Consider the following 18,747-nt stretch of genomic DNA (forward strand, 5'->3'; position numbering starts at 1 on the left):
TATAAAGTTCGTAAACCTTTATAATAAGGCGGTTCGTATTTTTTTTCATGTTTGGAATACATAACATGTTCATTTAAATATACTAATTGCAAAATCATATTTTTTAATTCATTTGAAGTACAATATTTCCAAATTGTTCTCCAAGTTCCATACGGCTTAGTGCTCGAATTGCTTCTTCTAACGAGTAAACTTTATCAATAATTGGTTTAATTTGATGTTTTTCTATAAACTTTATCATCTCATTAAATTCCTCACGGCTACCCATGGATGTTCCCATAATATCAATTTGATTGTAAAATAGCGCGCGTAATGGTAATTCAATTTTATCTCCTGAGCTTGCACCAAAATTCACGATTCTTCCGTTTGGTTTTAATACATCAAAATATTTCAAAAAAGTTGCTGGACCTATACTATCTATTATTAAATCTACTTTTTCACCTTGTAAGCTCTCTTCCCAATTTCCGGCACTATGAAAAGAAATATCTGCACCATATTTTGCAGCAAGTTCCCTTTTATTCTCTACCCTTGAAGTAACACTCACTTTTGCGCCAATTGCTTTCGCGAATAACATGGCAAATGTAGCAACACCACCGCCTATTCCCGGAATTAAAACGTGTTCGCCGCACTTCAATCTCCCTTTTGTAAAAAGCGCCCTATATGCAGTTAATGCGGATAAAGATAAAACACCTGATTCTTCCCAAGTAAGATATGACGGCTTTTCTACTACATTTTCAGCTGGTACAATTACATATTCAGCAAACGTTCCATCTTGCGGTCCACCTAGCACTTCCGGTAACTCCGGTACTTCAGTAGCATGTTCCCATCCAATACTAGGATTAATAATAACTTCTGTATGTAATATGTTATCAGAAACACCGTTTCCAATTTCCGTAACAATACCTGCACCATCTGATCCTAAGATTAAAGGTAATTGCATTTCTTTTCTATTATTCATAATAAATCCCGATGATTTAAGCCTGCTGATTTTAACTTCACTTTAACTTCCCCATCATTAAGTGCTCTCTCAGGTGATATTTTATATTCTACACCGTCAAATCCAGTTTTATATTGATGTACGATAGCTTTCATTATTATTCCCCCTTAATAATTTTAATGTACTAGAAATTTCGAAATAAACAAAATGATTTGATCGTAAAAAAAGAAGGAATGCAAGAAGCACCCCTTCTTTGAAGGCTTATTTTATTATACATGGTAATGTAATCGTAACGATTGTTCCTTCATTTTCTTTACTCTCTATTTTAATAGCTCCGTTATATTTTTCTACAAGTCGTTTTGCAATAGACAAACCTAGTCCGTTTCCACCTTGTTTTCGACTTCTCGCTTTGTCAACTCGGTAAAACCGATTAAGAACAAATGGTAAATCGGATTCAGGTATTCCCGCTCCATGATCTATTACACGAATTTTAACTTTCCCTGATTGTAAACTGGATTCTATGCAAATATATTTATTAACCTCTTTTGTATACTTAACTGCATTATCCATTATGATAATAATAATTTGTTCTAAGTAAGATGATGGCATTGACACATAAGCCTCGTCATCCCCGAATTTCATATCAAATTGAAAATCACTTTGGAGTACTACAAAGTTTTGTGTAACATGTTTTAATACGCTATTTACATGGACTGGCTCAGCTGCTATTGGATGCAATTGTTCAGATTCAGCTCTTGATAGTTCTAGCAATTCTGAAACTAATTTATTTAAACGATCTACTTCCTTTAAACTAGATTGAAGAGATTTATCTAATACTGCTGGATCATTTTTCCCCCATCGGTTTAACATCGCTAAGTGACCATGAATAATTGTTAACGGTGTTCTTAGTTCATGAGATGCGTCTTCGACAAACTGTTTCTGTTGTGTAAAAGAAGTTTCTACTTCATCCATCATCTCGTTAAAGAGAAATGATAATTTTGCAAGCTCATCATTATTTTCTCGTACTGGAACCCGTTCATTTAGTCCATTCTTTTTAATACGTTTCATCGTATCTGTTATATTTTGAACACTTGATAATAGTTTCTTCGTTATAAGAATCCCACCTAAAAAACTAAATATCAATCCAAATATTCCAGCAATAAGCATTACCACTAAAATAACTTTTAATAAATAATCAAATGTCTCTAGGTTTTTCGTAAGTTCAATAGTTCCAGTAAACTCTTTCGTTTTAATTGGTATGCGCTTAACTAATATTCGATCTTCTAAATGCCTTTTTATAAATGACTCATCTTTTATAACCTGTTTCGGCTTTATCCACGTTTCATTAAAATCTCGTGAAACAGTAATAATCGGCTCCCCATCCATGTCAATAATACGAATCATTTGATGCTTATCAATCATATTGTTTAGAAAATCTTTACTGTTTTTAAATGTTTTACTCGAAAGGGTATCATTTTTATCTTGGAAATATGCCGCTATTTCCGTCACTTGCCTATTTATTTGTTTCTGTTCATAATCTATAGTCCACTTATTGATTACAATAAACTGCAAAGCACTATATAAGATGAATAAAATAAATACTAGTGTAGTGGACCAAAGTGTTAGTTTCCACTTTATAGGTAGATTTCGAATTCGAAACATTATATTTTTTATCATTTCATTATATATCCCGCACCACGCACTGTTTGGATATACTCCTCCTTATCTACACTATGTAACTTATTTCGCAAATAACGAACATATACATCAACAATATTTGTCTCAACAATTGCATCATATCCCCATACTTGATCCAGTAAAACATCACGAGTAAGTACGCGATTAATATTTTTCATAAACATAAGCAATAACTCGAATTCTTTATTTGTAAGTTCAATTTCTTCATTTCCTCTAGTTATAGTTCGAGATTCAATCTGAAGCTGCAAATCTTTGAATGTAAGAAATGAAACCTGCTTGTTTTCAATATGTTCTTCTCTTCTAAATATCACTCTCATACGTGCTAACAGTTCTTCAATTGCAAATGGTTTCGGAAGATAATCATCCGCTCCACTATCTAAACCTGTCACACGGTCCATAATACTATCACGAGCAGTCAGCATAATAATGGGTGTATTTTTAGTCGCTCTTAGTCGACGACATACCTCTAGTCCATTTAATCCAGGCAGCATTAAATCAAGCAAAATGAGATCGTAATTCTTTTCAAGTGCTGCGCTTAACCCTTTTCTTCCATCTAGTTGTATATCTACTTTATACCCTTCATATTTTAGTTCTAATTCTAGAAAATCTGCTAAACTTTCCTCATCCTCAATAATTAAAATGTGTTGCAACGGTAGTTCCTCCTAGACAATTAAATGAATAAATAATCCTATTCCAAATATAATTGCAATGATTTGATGCACTTTTCTATACATCATAAATTTTTCTTTCTTATTTATTTGTTGTAAATAAAACCCAACAATCCCTAGTACAATTAAGGCTAATAGAGAAAATATGCCACTGTATATGAGTAAAATATGACGACTCCCTTTTATAAAAAAGTAAACACCATGAGTAATTGCAACAGCTATTATAGCGTATCCAATTAATACATGAAACTTTTTTGCAAATAGATACACTTCTTTAACTTTTTTAAATCCTTGTATATTTTTCTTCTTTAAAAACACCCATATATGGCGTAAAAACCATAATGAAGCAGCCATAATAGCCCCATATTCACCAAAAGAGCCTAATTTTTTATTTAACCATTTTACATTCAGAACATTGCCGTACATAACATTAATAAATAGCATCTCTACACTACAAATAATAATAGTAATACCTATAATTTTAACACACACATGGAAATATTTATTTCTTAATATCTTCTCCATTTTATTTAATCTCCTTACTAATAAAGGCTTTGTAACAAGCAGTCTATCAAATAAAAAAGAAAATAAAATGAGAGAAAGATTAAAATAAAATGAGAATTTCAATATCACTGACAACTATTATTGATTTTTTTCAGCTAACTTTATTATGTTTTGAATAAACGGCGCTTTTGCCTTTGTATATGAAACACGATCAAAAGCATGTGTAATAGCAAGCCTCTCTTTTAATTCTCTATATTCTTTACGTGCCCATTTATGGCATATTAGAAAGTCGCGAAATAAAATATTGTTTCTCCACTCGTCACTATTATAAATATAAACATGCAAATGATGAGTACCTGCTCTCCATTTTCCCTTTCTAAAAAAACGCCAATTCGTTGCTTCTTTTGGGACAAACTCATATCCAATTTCCGATAGAACTTCAATCCAGTTTTCAGTAATTTGTAAGTCTGTTACGCCAATCATCATATCAATAAGAGGTTTAGCTCCTAATCCTTCTACTGCTGTGCTCCCTATATGTTCAACAGCGATTATTTCTTGTCCTAACAAGGAACAGAATTTCTCTTCTTCTTTTATATACTCTTCAACCCAGTCTTTTTGATACGGTTTAATAACAATTTGTTGATCCATTATACTCACCTCTCTATAAGTGTTTATCATTATATTTATAAAATTTTATGTTGTTAGCATAGGATTTCCATAAAATATGTCGAATAGTGGAATGTACAACTTAATGATATTAAATGTGAGGTAATCTATGAAAGATAATTCCGTGGAAATTCAGTTAAATAACGTAACATTCCAATTAAAAGAATATCATAATTTTGATTGGCTTATTAAATTAGGGACCGTATTCGCAGTTTTTGACCAACAAGATTCAGGTAATATAAGTTTTGGTGTAGAAAAAGATGGTCATAAGAAATTTATTAAATACGCAGGAGCACAAACAATTACATATGAAGGAACAACGGGTGATGCTATTGAAAGGCTAAAAAATTCAGTTACTATCTATGAAGATTTAAAGCATGACTCGCTCATAAGACTAATTGATCATTTTCCAGTTCAATCTGGGTATGTATTAATTTTCGATTGGTTTGATGGTGAATGTCTTCATTCGCATTGGCGTTTCTCACCTCCTGAAAAATATAAAAATCCAAACTCTCCATTTTATAAATTTAGACATTTATCTGCTATAGAACGAATTCATTCCTTACATTGTATTTTTTCTTTCCATACTTATGTAGAAAAGAAAAACTATGTAGCGATAGATTTTTATGACGGTAGTATTTTATATAATTTTAATACAAACGAGACAAAAATTTGTGATATAGATTTATACAGTAAGAAACCTTACATAAATAAAATGGGCCGGCTATGGGGTTCCTCCCGTTTTATGTCACCAGAGGAATTTGAACTAAACGCTATAATTGATGAAAGAACAAATGTATTTAATATGGGAGCAATGGCTTTCTCACTTTTAGGCGGTGAAAAAGATCGTTCTTTTATAAAATGGGAAGCAAGTAAGGAATTATATGAGGTAGCGTATCGTGCTGTAAATAACAATCGAGCAGAACGGTATGCATCAGTTACAGAATTCTACGAAGCGTGGTTAAAAGCGGCTAATGCAGAAAAGATATAACCTTAAATTATTAAAAGAAATATAGAGTTTATACTATTATCATGTATATCAAGAATGATTGTATGAGCATTTCATATTAGTATGTTCTAATTGATTATGGCTATTATTAAGGAAGATATATCAGCGATAATTTATGTCTATTTTGTATGAGTGTTAGCAAGTTCGTTTGCAAACTTGTTAGCACTTTTTTGTTTAGATGATTCACACATTCCTTCTTAATATACTGTTTATAAATGAATTCAATGTTAAGGATATAAAGAGGTATTCAAAACAGCAGACGCTATGGATGAAGCTTTAGACCGTATGGAGAATATAAAAGTACCTGATAAGTACAAGGACATTAACAAACTTGTGTTAGAAGGCGTAACAGATGCAAGAAAAGGAACAAAGATAATACTAGACGCTAATAAAGAAGATGGAAAAGAGATTGAATTAGCTATACTTAAAAGCACTCCACATATGTCAGGTGTAGAAGGTGAACAGTGGGATAAGGCAATTTATGAATTAAATCAGGAAACTAAAGATGCTTATGCTAAAGCACTTGATAAGAAAATGGAAGAACATGCAAAGTGATAGAGTAACTTATAACGATACATACTTGATATATTATTTGATTTAGGGGGCATCTTCATGAAAGTTGTGCGCTCTATATTTAAAGCTTTTCGTTTAATAGGTTTATTTGTAAAACCCGTACTGCTGATAACGATCTTCCTATTCTTTAAGTTTATATCACATCACTTGCAACTCATTTTATATTGATATATTTTCATTTACTATATCACACCACTTACCCATATCTTATATTGTGTGTAACTGAGTCTATCACTGAATCCCTTGCTATCAGTAATTTCATTTAACTTTTTCCTTTGAGTTACACAGTACGAAATTTATGAGTAACTGTATAGGGATACCACCACATACCTATCAAGCTAAGATTTTGAGACATCTCCATTACGAGAAATTTACCTTTTTACAGTTATTTATGAGAATTCAACTCATTTTTTCGTTTTGGAGGAAAATCAACTTAAAAAAAGTAAATGCCCCAAAACGAAAATTTTATTGTTTTACAGCTATATATGAGGAGTTAAATCGATTTTTTCGTTTTGAGGAACAACAAATTTCTTAACTTGATGGGCATACAGCGAACCCCATCAGATATATAAATCTAACTATAATAAGAACTCTGGAAAAATCTGAAGATGACAGCTTTTTATTGCTTATATTGAGGCTCATCTTGTTGAACCTCCTGAACACGTGGTTCTAAAGAATCAATAATTGTCTGCGCTTGCTGAGCAGCATTTTGATACAGTTGTTTTGCTTGCTGATTGTCAGTATCAAGAGCAAATCCTTCTAAACATGCTTGAGCACTTTTTAATCCAGAAATAGTTTGCTTAAGCTTAGTAATTACTGTCATAATCAAATCCCTCCTTATAATTATGAATTTCCTACTTAGAATAGCTATTTTCTACTAGAAATATGATTTCTAAATTCTGGTTATCTTTATAGAAGGGGGATTGCCCCCATTAATTATTATGAACAGCTGGAATTTGTGTGATTTTTGATATTCTCAAGCAATGTAATGATGCTTACATATTTTAAGTGCTAATTAAGATAATATAATGTGTGTAATTTAGCATTAGAAGATTTAGGAATCATTCATTTATGAAAAGGAGGAGACAAAATGACTATTTTCACATTAGGTAAAAAGGTTCCAAACTTTACACTCCCTGAAATAACTGGACAGGAATTTTCTTTAGACACCTATCTTAAAGAATCTAAGGGTTGGAAATTAATTATTTTTTTTAGAGGAGCTTGGTGCCCAGTTTGCGTCCATGATCTGAAGGATCTTGAAGAGAGTAAAGGTTTCTTTGAAGGGAAAAATGTACATCTTATTACTGTGTCTACTGACAAGTTAGAAAATTTAAAGAAGATGGCATTGGAGAACAACTTATCGTTCCCAATTTTATCAGATGAATCCCTGGTTGCTTTAAAAGCTTACGATGTTTTCTATCATGGTGATGATGCACCTTATGAAGACCACGGTACTCATGGAGAACCTGCGTACTTTCTTGTGGATGAAAATGGACAACTACTATATCAGCAGAGGCAAACCAGTCCATTTGGTCGTCCAACATCGACAGAGCTTAGAAAGATTGTTCAATATATAGGTAAAAATCTAAAGTCTAAATAAATCTATTTATAAGAAAAGAGCAAGCTGTATGCTTGCTCTTTTTAATGATTTTTTAATAACCAGTTAATTTTTAAGCTTAACTAACAACTAGTTTGAATTCAATAGAGGATAGGAAATTGCCTAATTCTGATTTTTGTAATTAGCATTACAGAATTGTTTTTTTCACTCTGTTACGATAACAACGCAAACAAAAAAGGAGTGATATACGTGCAATTTTCGGTTAATAAAACAATTAAAACTGGAATTATAGGTGGCATCATTGGTGGGATTATTTTTGGAATAATCATGCAAATGATGGGTAAGATAGCCATGATTGCAGGGATGATGGGAAGCAGCAGTTTACTTAGTGGCTGGATTATTCATATGATGATAAGTATTATTTTTGGCATTACATTCGGACTGTTAACATCCGTTATTAAAAATCGTCTTGTTCTCACAATTGTTTTTGGGGTTGGAATTTGGATAGTGGGTCCTCTTGTAATCATGCCTATAATGATGGGGATGGGAACAAACCTTTTAAATGCTTTTGCTCCTCAGCAATTAATGAGCTTAGGAACTCATTTGTTTTTCTCTATAATAATTGCAATTGCGTTTAAAATCTGTTCAAAAAAACAAACATCTTAAAAGGTAACTATTCAATATTTTGCAACGAAAATACACATGCTAGTTCTTATTACTGTGCTAATTTAAAATATAAACCATGTACTATAAGTACATGGTTTATATTTTATTAGAGTTGATAAAAATTGAAGTATCTTATTAGATAGCTTGTTGTTGAACGTGGGATTAATTAACGGACGATTAGCGATTCTTTTCCCATTATGCCAAACCATATATAAACGAAAATTCCGCTATAACTCGACTTATTTTTTATAGTAATTAATTATCCCTCAAAAATATGTATGTTTTTCATTCATTTGGATTATCCCTATTTTTTTACCCTTAAAATTTCACGTCCCTTTAAAATGAAGGTTCCATCTACAAATACGGAGGCATTAACTTCTCCTAGTACCCCCCTTATTTCTAATGCAGCATTTAGATCATTAAATAGTTTTTTTCTATAAAATAAATATTACTTTGAATTAGATGTTGTTTTGCTTTAAAACAGCTTAAGCACCCATCCATTGTATATAAAACTGGCTCCACAAAACTCCCCCTACCTGGTACTATACTAATTAATTACTTTTATGCAGTAATTTAGATTACAGTAAAAATTACAAAGAACGGTATAATGAAAATAAAAATAGTGAAAGGAATGAGTTCAAGTGGATAAATTATTACTTCTTTCACAAATTAGTCTATTAGAAGAATTACCAATGGACGATCTTAAGACCGTTGAAGAATTAAGTGAGATGAAACCTGTTAAAAAAGGAACGATTATATTATCTCCAGATAAGCCAATTGAAGCATTATTTTTTTTAAAGAAAGGTCAAGTACGCTTATTTCGTATGAATCATCATGGAAAACAGTTTACTGTTGATATTTTAACAAGTGGTAATATTTTTGGAGAAACATCTACCTTATCTTTAACAGATGACCAGGTTTATGCTGAAGCAATGACAGATACTTATTTATGTATGATTGCAAGGAATGATTTTGAGGGATTTATTGAAAGGAACCCCCAAATTGCATTGAAATTTATAAATATACTTTCAAACCGTTTAAAGGAAGTTTATAGCTTAAGCGAGAAAATTGCTCTTAGTGATGTTAAATACCGTCTAATATACTTATTATTGAAGTTAAGTGAAAAAACTGGAAGAAGAATAAACGAATGGCAAACCATCAATATGAAATTGACACATGCTGACATTGCAAACATGATTGGTTCTACACGAGAAACGACCAGTGCTATTCTGAGTCAGCTTAAAAAAGATGGTTTGATTAAAAAAGATTTAAACTGGTCTATTAATGCTGAAAAAATCGAGCAACTATTAGAAGAAATTTAAGCAACCTCATCAAAAGTCCACTACAAGTGGGATTTTTAATTAGATAAACTTCCTAATATCATTTTGTTACAATATAGGGTAGAACCACTTGCCCATCAAGTTAAGGAGACAAATTTGCCCCAAAATGAAAAAAGCGTTATTCTTTCAGTAAAATACTTGAAAGGATAACGATTTTTATGGTTCTCTCGCTTTCTGAATAAGCCCGTTGAATATGAATAACTGAGATATGTTTCATTCTTAAAATTACTGAATTACTTTTGAGCTAGCACTAGGTCTAGCCAGGATTTCGCCTCATTGTACAAAGTTGGATTGTTTTGCGGCGTGTAGTAGGCAAGGATTGCAACTGCCTGTGATACGACCCATCCGCGGGCCCTTGCCAATGTAGCATCGTCCGTAAGAGTAGCATCAAGGAACACATCGCGCGCCTCTGGCGAGTGCAACTTCCACGCGACCATTACATCACACGCAGGGTCACCTATTCCCATTGTCCCCCAATCAATCACACCGCTAATACGCTTATCACGTACGAGCCAGTTACGTACATCTAGATCGCCGTGATGCCAAACAGGAGGACCGTTCCATGGAGGGGCAGAAAGAGCCGACTCCCATACAGCAGACACCGCGGGATCGCCATTAAATCGTGCTAGCCAATATCGGAAGTCCTTGTCCCGTTGGGCCAAAGGAATGCCACGTCCTAACGGCCCTCCCGTTGGATCGACTTGTTGCAGCGCTAGGACAAACTCTGCGAGATCACGTGCTGCCTGCATCTCGTCAAGCGCCTCTATCGGCACCGTTTCACCCTTCAGCCACGAATGTATCTCCCAAAACCATGGGTATTCGTTATTGGGGCGCCCCTGAGCGATAGGTACAGGGATTTCAAGCGGAACTAATGGCGCGATTTTGGGTAGCCATAAGAACTCGCGTCCTCCTGGTGTCGTCGGTCCTTCCCTTCTCGCTAGCCGAATGGAATATTCATCGCCAAGTCGGAAAACGGCATTTACCGTTCCAACTGGCTCCACCTTACGAAGGGGCAACTCTGCCCAGCGGGGGAACTGATCGACAAGCAAACGACGCACAAGTCGCTCTTCAATTTTCAATTCGTCAGCATGCATCTTCTCGGACATCGTATGATCTCTCCTTGGTAGCTCTGACATAAACTTTTATCGACGGAAAATAATAACAATTCTCCGTGCACCAAAAGTCAAAAAGCCACACTTTTTCATTATACAATGCAGTCACAACTAAAAAAAAACTTATCTGAACTTATTAAATTGCAACACACTATAGGGGTCAATTTACATTACTATAAACCTTTGATGAATTTATACCTATAACTTATAGAAAGCATTATTCTTTTGTAGAAAAATACAGAAAGTATGGCGTTTTGTATGAATCTATCGATTCAAGATGAGTTTCATTTGTTCGCTGAAGAACTACAGCAATATCTATCTCCACATATTCTTCAATAACTTGCACAAAATTCACCTTATAAAGGTTAATTTTGTATGCAGATTTTTAGATAACTGATATCAATCTTTTAGAAAACCGAAAAATCTAGTTGAACGGAATTTTACTTAATCTTAGCTTGATGGCGATGTGGTGGGACCCTACATCCATCAACTTAAGAATTTAGAATTACTCTAGAATAAAGTTTTGTTGCAAGTTAGCAAAAACTTCATTCTGGAAGTACTATAAAATTTTAAAACAACAATTTTATCCAATAAAAACAACAGCTTAAGCCCATTGTAATTATAGGTCAGAAAACAACTGGCAGATTAACAAGAGAACGAATTTTACTATGATTATAATTTAATTGATCCGGTTTGATTGCTAGGCGAAGGTTAGGAAGCCGCTGTAACAAAGTACCTAATGCAATTTGTCCTTCTAAACGTGCTAATGGAGCCCCCAAACAGTGATGTATACCAGCCCCAAAGGCTAAATGATTATTCTCTTCTCGTGAAATATTCAATGTTTCCGGATAAGTAAATTTCTGTGGATCAATATTTGCAGCAGTTAGAGAGAGTAGAACTAAATCACCTTTGCGAATCCTTTTTCCATGTATTGTCATATCTTCACTAGCAAGACGGCTAATAAACATAACCGGGCCGGAATAGCGTAATAGTTCGTCAACAGTGGAAGAAATCAGGGAAGGATTTTCCCTTAGTAAATTCATTTGTTCGGGATGTTGAAGTAATGCCAGTACACCATTACTGATTAGATTAACTGTAGTTTCATGTCCAGCGATAATAAGCAGCCAAATTGTCGAGAGAAGCTCGTTATTACTCAACTTGTCTTCTTGATCTTTTGTTTGAACGAGCTTGCTTATCAAATCAGCATCAGGATTTAGACGCTTTTCGTTAAGCAATACCTCGATGTATTGAATAAACTTTTCAAGTGTTGTTGTAACTGCAGTTCCTTGACTAGGATTCACAGAGGCGTTCATGAGTATTTGTGTCCATTCACGGAACTGGTTTCGATCAGTGACGGGAATCCCGAGCATCTCTGAAATAATAATAATGGGTAGTGGGTAAGCAAAATCTGAAATAATTTCCATCTTTCCTTGTTCCTGTACAGCAACCAACAATCCGTCGGCAATTTGCTGAATACGGGGACGAAGATCCTCTATCATACGTGGTGTAAAGGCTTTAGAGACTAGACGACGTAGGCGAGTATGATCAGGTGGATCTACCGTAAGCATATTTGGCATATTCATCAACCAGTCAAACAGTTTACTCGCAGCTGTATTTTCCGAATTTGGGTGTTGCTTATCATGGGGTGATGTGAATTTCCGTAAATCTTTGATAAAACGAGCATCTTTCAGAATAGTAATCACATCATCATAGTGTAATGCGACCCATGTCCCTCCTATGCCATAAAAGTCATCAATTTGAAAAAAACGCTCTTGTTGCTTGATGAGGTTTTTATAGAACATAATGGGATTACGCATGGTTTCCGGTGAATTCAAATCCTTAAAAGTAAGTTTTTTCACTAATATGCTCCTTATCATTATAATTATTGAATGATCTGAAATTACATGTCTCTTTACCATACTATTCTATAGTTATTCATAATACAAAATGACACATCCGATTCCTAAACTCGGTTGATTAGAAATATATCCCTGAATACAAAAACACTAATACGTTTTCTTTTATATTCCTTCCGGAATATACAAATATAGATTCTATAACAACCTATATGGGTCCCCATACATGTTAAGAAAACAGATTTACCCAAAAAGAAAAATGAGCTTTTTTATTTCAAGTTAGCACAAAATTTCATTTTTAGGGTAGTTGTCTTCTCTTAGCTTGATAGCGATGTGGCTCTACCCCATCGCTATCAAGCTAACAAAATTGAGATACCCCCAAATCGAATAAATGAGAGTATCTCGGTTATATATGTTTGACCATAATTCCTTATTTATATACTGCTAGTTTTTGTAATAGTTGTTCTTTTATAACCGGCCATTCGCTTGCGATAATACTATATACAACGGCATCTCTTACATAACCATTTGGCAATTGTCTTTCATTTCGCAATACACCTTCTATTACATATTAATAATTTAGGAAATTATAAAATAAAGAGGTGACTTTTAATATATAATGATTCAATTTATTATCCTTATATAAATTATGATCAATACTTCGATCGTCAATTCCCTGGTCTTCAAATCCCTGGTTCTCCAGGTAGACCAGGTCAAAGTTCACAAGCCCCAACATCTCCTCCCCCATCATTTATTCTTCAACAATCAGTAGCTTCACCATTTGCTGTTGATCCAGGAGCAATTTCATTCTGTTTATTTCGAAACACCTATATATGGCTTAATAATGGTAAGCAGTTTTGGTATTATCCGATTTTTGTAGGACAAAGGTCTGTAACTGGTTTTAGATGGAACGGTAGGTTTTTGATGATTTTGGGAATTGATACAAGAAGGATTAGATCATTTACATGTTTTTGAAAATTGTAGAGTAACGTTAAAAGTTTAATTATATAAATAAAAGAGGTATTAGAATGAAAAATTCCCATTCGAAATTTAAAAATTGATAATTTTAAAGAATTGTTTTGTGTTAAAAATAATTATGATCTATAAGGTCTCTTGGTTTATTTGAGATGCAAATCTTTAAAGAACTTACACTGGATCTTTAGAAGAACGAAATAATTTCACTTGAAATTAAACCTATATAATCTTAGGTTGATGGGCATGGGATACCACCAACATTTTGTAAAATAACCTACGCTATGCGGAAAAATAAAATAAGCTGTCCATATGGACAGCTTACTTACATAATTATCAAGATAAGAAGTGGATAAATATGATTTATTTAACATTAACTCTCATTATCAGTAATTGGATAACTACTTAAAACTGAAAAAGAATTTGCCAATTTTTTCGCAAAACTTAATGGTGGTTCAACAGATTGGATATGAATATACATAATCAATGGTTTCATATATAACCAATGATTATGTAAAGCACTAACAATAATCCCCTGTTGAACAATTGATTGCATAAATAAAGGAATTTCTTCTTGTAAAATAGCAATTTCTCCAAAGTTCAATGCGTTACCATTTTGATCTAACGATTCAAAAGATATCCCGACCGGTATCACTGAGGTGCTTGGTCGTCCTTGAACAAACACTTTGATATTACGGTGCAAGGAGACAGAACAAACACCTTGATTTATATTGCTTTTTCCATTAAGTATTTTAGCAAATTGTTCACAAAGAACGTTGAGGTTATTCATAAATCTGATGTTCCTTTCTCACTATAATAGAGTGCTGTACTACTTAAAGTATTGATCTATATATATCATACAGATTGGGTATATATGATTACTTGTATTAATATATGATATACACATACTTGGTATGCAAATATATAGAATAGAGCGAGAAACGAAGGAATAACGATGTATAACCAATTCATATGAAGTTAACATAACACATCATTGTCGGTAGCAAGGAAAAGGGAGGAAACCGTACTCTCACCAATTGTGTTGCTGTTCTATCGATTTTTGTTAAAAAAGATAACTGTTTAGTCATGTAAGATCACTTCTTTTTATTTTTAATTCATTTTTGTCTTATTGCTCCACGTCTTCTTTCATAACGTGGTCCATGAACTCCCATTAACTCTTCAATTTCACGAGCGCTAAATTTCTCTTTTCCCTTTTTCTTATTTTTCTTCTTTGCTTGTTTTGATTGCTTTTTCCACTCGTGTAATTAATCCTTTAGCACCTTTATTCCCCCCATCTCCCTTTTCAAAATAAAAAGGACACCTATTCCTAAAACAGCTTGAATGACTGCTTTAATGAACTGGTGTCCTCTAGTTTTCTAGCCGGACTATATTTGTTTTTCGTTCACTTTAAAATTCCAGCTTGTACAAAAATATTACTCATACCCTTTTCCGTTGTAGATAACAAAACCTACTGGATGATGGGTAAATTACAAAACTGGATCATCAGGATTTCCAATTGAAGGATATACATGATTTTTATCAATGTAGACTCCCTCTAATTCAATTGGATTACCTGATTCTAGACCACTAATTGGCTCTCCAAAACCATCGTTATCTCAATAACGAATAGCACAGAATAGCTCATCTGGAATCATTGATACCTCTACACCACTTGCATGCATAACATGTTTTGTAGTTTCCATACTTCCATCGCTTTTCTAATTAACGACCTGTCCACATATCTTGCACAATTCCATTTTTAAATAATTCATATGGGAAATAACAATATCCTTTATCTCCCCAGTCTTCTCCCCAGCTGTTGCGAATAATAACCGTTTGCTTATCATCGTCATATCCAACAGCACAAACAGCATGTCCCGCTGGTTGACCATCTTCAACAATTACATCATCTGTTCCTGATACTGGAACTATACCAGTCTTTTTCACTTCTTCTGACATAAAAGATTTTGGTACAGCAAATCCAAGTACAGCAACTAATCCATGAGCAAGTGCAGCCTTTAATCCCGATAAATCTTGAATACGATGGTAGGTTCCAATTTTATAAAGTGCAGCATCTGATTCAGCCTTTGGTGATGGCTTATCTCTAAAATTCTCGGTATAAGGAAAATCCTCTTCAGGGCATACCCCAATATTTTTAAGAACCCCCATACCATCACGAACATTCGCTCCACTATCTTCCTGAATATGTCCTTCTATTTCTCGTTCATGATAATATAAAAACAAACGAGATAAGCAAGTAAATGGACGACCTGATTGTAATAATAGATATTCTCGTAACCCTGAAACAATTGCATTTGCCGTACAAGAACCTATATTCCATTGATTTACTATACCTGACATTTTAGGACGAAGATCGACTTGCGTTGGCAAATCCGCCTCATTACTAAACAAGTAACTCCGAAACATTTTGTCTCTTAAATCAACAGGGTCTTTTCTTACATTAAGGTACTTTACAATATCTTTGTTACTGGTAAAACTGAAATTTGATTCATTTGAACTCATTGTAAAAATCCATCCTTTCTTAATATCTAGATAATTCATTTCTTCTCTATACTTAACTTAAAAATTAAAAATATACCTATTTAATTTTTATTTCATTTGCATTCAATACATCCGCATGTTTAATTATTTATCTTTTTACTTATCAATTTCTATTTTCAATTTATCTCACAACTACTTGAACTCTATATCTTTTTTTCTTTCTTGTTTGATTCAATTGCTTTTTCCACTCACGTAATTAGTCTTGTAGTGCCCTCATATTTTCCTATCTCCCCCTTCCAAAATAAAAAGGACACCAATTCATTAAAACAACTTGAATTGCTGCTTTAATGAATTGGTGTCCTCTAGTTTTCTATCCGGACTATATTTATTTCATTATACTTGTCTGTATAAAAAGATTCCTCCGAGCTTTATCTATTCTGTCTTTCTCATATTTTTGTATAACCTTTGTCCGACGAGCAATTGCTTTTTTTAGTTTCTTTTTCTATAAATTATCCAATCCTCTCACTCCTTCTTATGAAACGTTTTTCCATTTTTAGACATTCTCATTAATTTAATACCTTCTTACATTCAAAAAGCCGCTCAGATGTGAATTGTACCTATATAATTTCAAAAGGATTATTTTATTAGGTTTTCAATCAAACTTCATTTCAAAATTCTCAGTTTCAAATGAACTACTAGACGCATACACCATATACTAATTTAAATGCTTCCTAGGAAAGAAGGTGAAAGCTATGCCATCTATTGTCGGAAATATGGTTGTGCAAAATAGTAACGGTTCTTTCAACTTAGGTGATTTTTATAACGTTTCTCCAAAAGAAAATACAAAAGCTTATAATGGTTCAGGTTCATCTAACGTTGCTTTTGTTCTCAATACATTTAACGGTGTTAGTGCAACAAACACATTTGATTCTGATGTTGCAGACCAAAACCAAGTTGGAACAGTCTAAATTTATTCATTTTCCTCTAACTCCTGAATAAAACCCAATATTCCGTTAATAATGTATATACAGTTTCTGATTTCCCTTCATACCCGAAGGCTGAGTAGCTAGTTTTTACTAGCTGCTCTTTTTATGTTTCACACGAATAAAATTCTATATTTCACCGATACTATATAGGACTGTAAAAAGTCAGCTTTAAATTCTTCCCACTCTAGCTCTCTTGGTCGAGGGTTGAGCAGTTAGCTCTTGCTAGCTGCTCTTTTATTTGGTTACTGCTTCTGTTTCTTAAAGAGATTCTTTAACTATATTTCACTAATAAGGACAAATTCTTTAATCTGTCTCGAATAAAATAAATAATTTGGCATATAATATCTATGCATCTAGATTATTACCTCTGTATGGAGCAGTTAGGCTGGGCTAACTGCTCTTTTATTGAATAAATTTCTAAAAAGTGTTAACAATATAAGTACACCAAGGTTGAATACGAATGACCATTTCGTTCTACTTATTCACCAGGATAGTTAGCTTTTGCTAGCTGTCTTTTTTTAGTTTATCCGAATAAAATTTTTAATTATGTCCGATACTATAAATGGGCTGATACAGCTTGAATTCACATTGACATCTGTAATGTTCTTTTTCCTTTCTCTGAGGACTGAGCGGTTAACCTTCGTTAACTGCTCTTTTGTATTGAGTTGATAATAAATTTTAGGTCGTATTTCTCTTCTATGCCATATACTTTTTAAGTATCCAACTCAAAGTGTTACCTCCTATCCGAAAGGGCACTGATGCATGGTGCTCTTTTTTAGTTTCTTTATTTCTACAAAATGAAATTTTTATAACATTTTTTAGTTCAAATATCCTTTCCATCAATGTACAAACAATATTACTTCTTCTTTAAGCATCTTTATGAACAAAATCAAAGGAGGCATCTAATGTATATATCAAATAGGATTGGCTTATTTAGTTGGATTGCAACTTGCCTATACTTTTTAATTGAACCTTTCTTTATTTTCACTTCTACAGCATCTTATAACTATTTGCATCATGGAATGAGTGATCTAGGTGTAACAACCTGTGGAGAATTCACCTACGAAATAGCTCCTTATGAAATATGCTCCCCTAATCACTTTTGGATAAATTTACTCTTTATTCTTAATGGAATAACATTTTGTATTGGAGTACTATATATTTCACAACATCTAGAAAAAACAAAAATTAATAAAATAGCAACATTTTTTATAATTATAATAGGAGTTTCCACTATAGTCTCAGGATTAATTCCTGCAGATGTAAACCTAATTGGACATTCTATTCTAGTTTGGATAGGTATGCTTACTGTATTTCCAGGACTATTTATTTTTGCAAAGAATCTTAAAAAAACTAGAAAATGGACATATTTCTGTTTACTAAACTTAATAGTAATAACAATCATTATCTCACTTGTTTTTCTTTTCCCCTTACCTGCAGGTCTACTACAAAGACTTTTTTACTTGGTTCTTTTCGTTTGGGGAACTGTATCAACCTACAAATTAATAAAATAAAGATTTCATTAAAACTTTTCACCTTTTAACTGGACAAGCATATAGTATTGTATGGAGATATCCACTCATAGAAATCTACCTTTCTTGTCCAAGAGCATGCTTATATGCGTGCTCTTTTTGATTGCATTTAAAGACTTCACATTCATTAGAAATGTACATACAATAATCATGATCATCTCATTATTAATC

16 protein-coding genes and 4 pseudogenes are annotated in these 18,747 nt (G+C 33.2%); 8 read left to right on the forward strand and 12 right to left on the reverse strand.

What is annotated here, in order from left to right:
- Positions 1 to 103 precede the first annotated feature (103 nt).
- The 5 genes and pseudogenes from ACQRBL_RS13345 to ACQRBL_RS13365 form a co-directional block, all read right to left on the reverse strand.
- Positions 104 to 1,089 (reverse strand): annotated as a pseudogene (locus tag ACQRBL_RS13345) (zinc-binding dehydrogenase).
- A 106-nt stretch (positions 1,090 to 1,195) separates the two neighbouring features.
- On the reverse strand, positions 1,196 to 2,611 hold the full coding sequence (locus ACQRBL_RS13350) for a HAMP domain-containing sensor histidine kinase (RefSeq protein ID WP_078993699.1): 1,416 nt from the start codon (positions 2,609 to 2,611) through the stop codon (positions 1,196 to 1,198).
- The gene (locus ACQRBL_RS13355; protein ID WP_078993698.1) at positions 2,608 to 3,282 is read right to left on the reverse strand and encodes a response regulator transcription factor; all 675 of its coding nucleotides are present in this window, start codon (positions 3,280 to 3,282) and stop codon (positions 2,608 to 2,610) included. The genes ACQRBL_RS13350 and ACQRBL_RS13355 overlap by 4 nt, the downstream gene beginning before the upstream one ends.
- A 12-nt stretch (positions 3,283 to 3,294) precedes the next feature.
- Positions 3,295 to 3,825 carry a hypothetical protein gene (locus ACQRBL_RS13360; protein WP_006916278.1) on the reverse strand — a complete coding sequence of 177 codons (531 nt, stop codon included), beginning with the start codon at positions 3,823 to 3,825 and terminating at the stop codon, positions 3,295 to 3,297.
- 117 nt (positions 3,826 to 3,942) lie between these two features.
- Positions 3,943 to 4,452 (reverse strand): GrpB family protein, encoded by a 510-nt coding sequence (locus ACQRBL_RS13365; protein ID WP_411995534.1) that lies wholly within the window; start codon positions 4,450 to 4,452, stop codon positions 3,943 to 3,945.
- A 127-nt stretch (positions 4,453 to 4,579) separates the two neighbouring features.
- Here ACQRBL_RS13365 and ACQRBL_RS13370 point away from each other — a divergent pair, with 127 nt between their 5' ends.
- Positions 4,580 to 5,461: a protein kinase domain-containing protein gene (locus ACQRBL_RS13370; RefSeq protein WP_411995533.1), complete on the forward strand. Its 882-nt coding sequence runs from the start codon at positions 4,580 to 4,582 to the stop codon at positions 5,459 to 5,461.
- Between the two features lie 252 nt (positions 5,462 to 5,713).
- Positions 5,714 to 6,034, forward strand: a pseudogene (locus ACQRBL_RS13375) (hypothetical protein); the annotation flags it as partial.
- A 637-nt stretch (positions 6,035 to 6,671) separates the two neighbouring features.
- Here ACQRBL_RS13375 and ACQRBL_RS13380 read toward each other — a convergent pair.
- Positions 6,672 to 6,875: a DUF1657 domain-containing protein gene (locus tag ACQRBL_RS13380; protein ID WP_006919911.1), complete on the reverse strand. Its 204-nt coding sequence runs from the start codon at positions 6,873 to 6,875 to the stop codon at positions 6,672 to 6,674.
- 267 nt (positions 6,876 to 7,142) lie between these two features.
- Here ACQRBL_RS13380 and ACQRBL_RS13385 point away from each other — a divergent pair, with 267 nt between their 5' ends.
- The 3 genes from ACQRBL_RS13385 (at position 7,143) to ACQRBL_RS13395 (ending at position 9,598) form a co-directional block, all read left to right on the forward strand.
- On the forward strand, positions 7,143 to 7,652 hold the full coding sequence (locus ACQRBL_RS13385; protein ID WP_023522078.1) for a peroxiredoxin family protein: 510 nt from the start codon (positions 7,143 to 7,145) through the stop codon (positions 7,650 to 7,652).
- Positions 7,653 to 7,859: 207 nt separating this feature from the next.
- Entirely contained in the window at positions 7,860 to 8,276 is a 417-nt protein-coding gene (locus ACQRBL_RS13390; protein WP_411995532.1) for a hypothetical protein, read from the forward strand.
- A gap of 641 nt (positions 8,277 to 8,917) precedes the next feature.
- Positions 8,918 to 9,598: a Crp/Fnr family transcriptional regulator gene (locus tag ACQRBL_RS13395; protein ID WP_023522076.1), complete on the forward strand. Its 681-nt coding sequence runs from the start codon at positions 8,918 to 8,920 to the stop codon at positions 9,596 to 9,598.
- 251 nt (positions 9,599 to 9,849) lie between these two features.
- On the opposite strand, the gene ACQRBL_RS13400 is transcribed toward ACQRBL_RS13395, so the two are convergent.
- The 3 genes and pseudogenes from ACQRBL_RS13400 to ACQRBL_RS13410 form a co-directional block, all read right to left on the reverse strand.
- A complete protein-coding gene (locus tag ACQRBL_RS13400) occupies positions 9,850 to 10,752 on the reverse strand; it encodes an aminoglycoside phosphotransferase family protein (protein WP_338153085.1) in 903 nt (300 codons plus the stop codon).
- Between the two features lie 602 nt (positions 10,753 to 11,354).
- A complete protein-coding gene (locus tag ACQRBL_RS13405) occupies positions 11,355 to 12,587 on the reverse strand; it encodes a cytochrome P450 family protein (RefSeq protein WP_411995531.1) in 1,233 nt (410 codons plus the stop codon).
- 427 nt (positions 12,588 to 13,014) lie between these two features.
- Positions 13,015 to 13,152, reverse strand: a pseudogene (locus tag ACQRBL_RS13410) (GNAT family N-acetyltransferase); the annotation flags it as partial.
- Between the two features lie 44 nt (positions 13,153 to 13,196).
- On the opposite strand from ACQRBL_RS13410, the gene ACQRBL_RS13415 reads away from it, so the two are divergent.
- A complete protein-coding gene (locus ACQRBL_RS13415) occupies positions 13,197 to 13,559 on the forward strand; it encodes a transporter (RefSeq protein ID WP_097983960.1) in 363 nt (120 codons plus the stop codon).
- 370 nt (positions 13,560 to 13,929) lie between these two features.
- Here ACQRBL_RS13415 and ACQRBL_RS13420 read toward each other — a convergent pair whose 3' ends face one another.
- The 3 genes and pseudogenes from ACQRBL_RS13420 to ACQRBL_RS13430 all read right to left on the reverse strand — a co-directional run bounded on the left by ACQRBL_RS13420 (position 13,930) and on the right by ACQRBL_RS13430 (position 16,584).
- Entirely contained in the window at positions 13,930 to 14,346 is a 417-nt protein-coding gene (locus tag ACQRBL_RS13420; RefSeq protein WP_023522072.1) for a DUF1259 domain-containing protein, read from the reverse strand.
- Positions 14,347 to 15,278: 932 nt separating this feature from the next.
- The gene (locus ACQRBL_RS13425; protein WP_000097509.1) at positions 15,279 to 16,079 is read right to left on the reverse strand and encodes a C1 family peptidase; all 801 of its coding nucleotides are present in this window, start codon (positions 16,077 to 16,079) and stop codon (positions 15,279 to 15,281) included.
- A gap of 364 nt (positions 16,080 to 16,443) precedes the next feature.
- Positions 16,444 to 16,584: pseudogene (locus ACQRBL_RS13430) on the reverse strand (DUF3983 domain-containing protein).
- Between the two features lie 226 nt (positions 16,585 to 16,810).
- Between ACQRBL_RS13430 and ACQRBL_RS13435 the strand changes: the two are divergent.
- Both ACQRBL_RS13435 and ACQRBL_RS13440 read left to right on the forward strand, forming a co-directional pair.
- Positions 16,811 to 17,026, forward strand: coding sequence for a spore germination protein (locus ACQRBL_RS13435; RefSeq protein WP_001139345.1), 216 nt, complete (start codon positions 16,811 to 16,813; stop codon positions 17,024 to 17,026).
- A gap of 923 nt (positions 17,027 to 17,949) precedes the next feature.
- Positions 17,950 to 18,558, forward strand: a complete 609-nt coding sequence (locus tag ACQRBL_RS13440; protein ID WP_411995530.1) for a DUF998 domain-containing protein — start codon at positions 17,950 to 17,952, stop codon at positions 18,556 to 18,558.
- Positions 18,559 to 18,747 lie beyond the last annotated feature (189 nt).

Origin of the sequence: Bacillus sp. AF62, from assembly GCF_050312695.1 — a bacterium.
Taxonomy (GTDB): Bacteria; Bacillota; Bacilli; order Bacillales; family Bacillaceae_G; genus Bacillus_A; species Bacillus_A cereus.

Excerpts from the sequence above, each read along its gene's own strand:
- ACQRBL_RS13360 (WP_006916278.1), bottom strand. The coding sequence starts at position 3,825 with ATGGAGAAGATATTAAGAAATAAATATTTCCATGTGTGTGTTAAAATT.
- ACQRBL_RS13425 (WP_000097509.1), bottom strand. The coding sequence starts at position 16,079 with ATGAGTTCAAATGAATCAAATTTCAGTTTTACCAGTAACAAAGATATT.
- ACQRBL_RS13385 (WP_023522078.1), top strand. The coding sequence starts at position 7,143 with ATGACTATTTTCACATTAGGTAAAAAGGTTCCAAACTTTACACTCCCT.
- ACQRBL_RS13435 (WP_001139345.1), top strand. The coding sequence starts at position 16,811 with ATGCCATCTATTGTCGGAAATATGGTTGTGCAAAATAGTAACGGTTCT.
- ACQRBL_RS13400 (WP_338153085.1), bottom strand. The coding sequence starts at position 10,752 with ATGTCAGAGCTACCAAGGAGAGATCATACGATGTCCGAGAAGATGCAT.
- ACQRBL_RS13370 (WP_411995533.1), top strand. The coding sequence starts at position 4,580 with ATGAAAGATAATTCCGTGGAAATTCAGTTAAATAACGTAACATTCCAA.
- ACQRBL_RS13350 (WP_078993699.1), bottom strand. The coding sequence starts at position 2,611 with ATGATAAAAAATATAATGTTTCGAATTCGAAATCTACCTATAAAGTGG.
- ACQRBL_RS13440 (WP_411995530.1), top strand. The coding sequence starts at position 17,950 with ATGTATATATCAAATAGGATTGGCTTATTTAGTTGGATTGCAACTTGC.
- ACQRBL_RS13365 (WP_411995534.1), bottom strand. The coding sequence starts at position 4,452 with ATGGATCAACAAATTGTTATTAAACCGTATCAAAAAGACTGGGTTGAA.
- ACQRBL_RS13420 (WP_023522072.1), bottom strand. The coding sequence starts at position 14,346 with ATGAATAACCTCAACGTTCTTTGTGAACAATTTGCTAAAATACTTAAT.
- ACQRBL_RS13380 (WP_006919911.1), bottom strand. The coding sequence starts at position 6,875 with ATGACAGTAATTACTAAGCTTAAGCAAACTATTTCTGGATTAAAAAGT.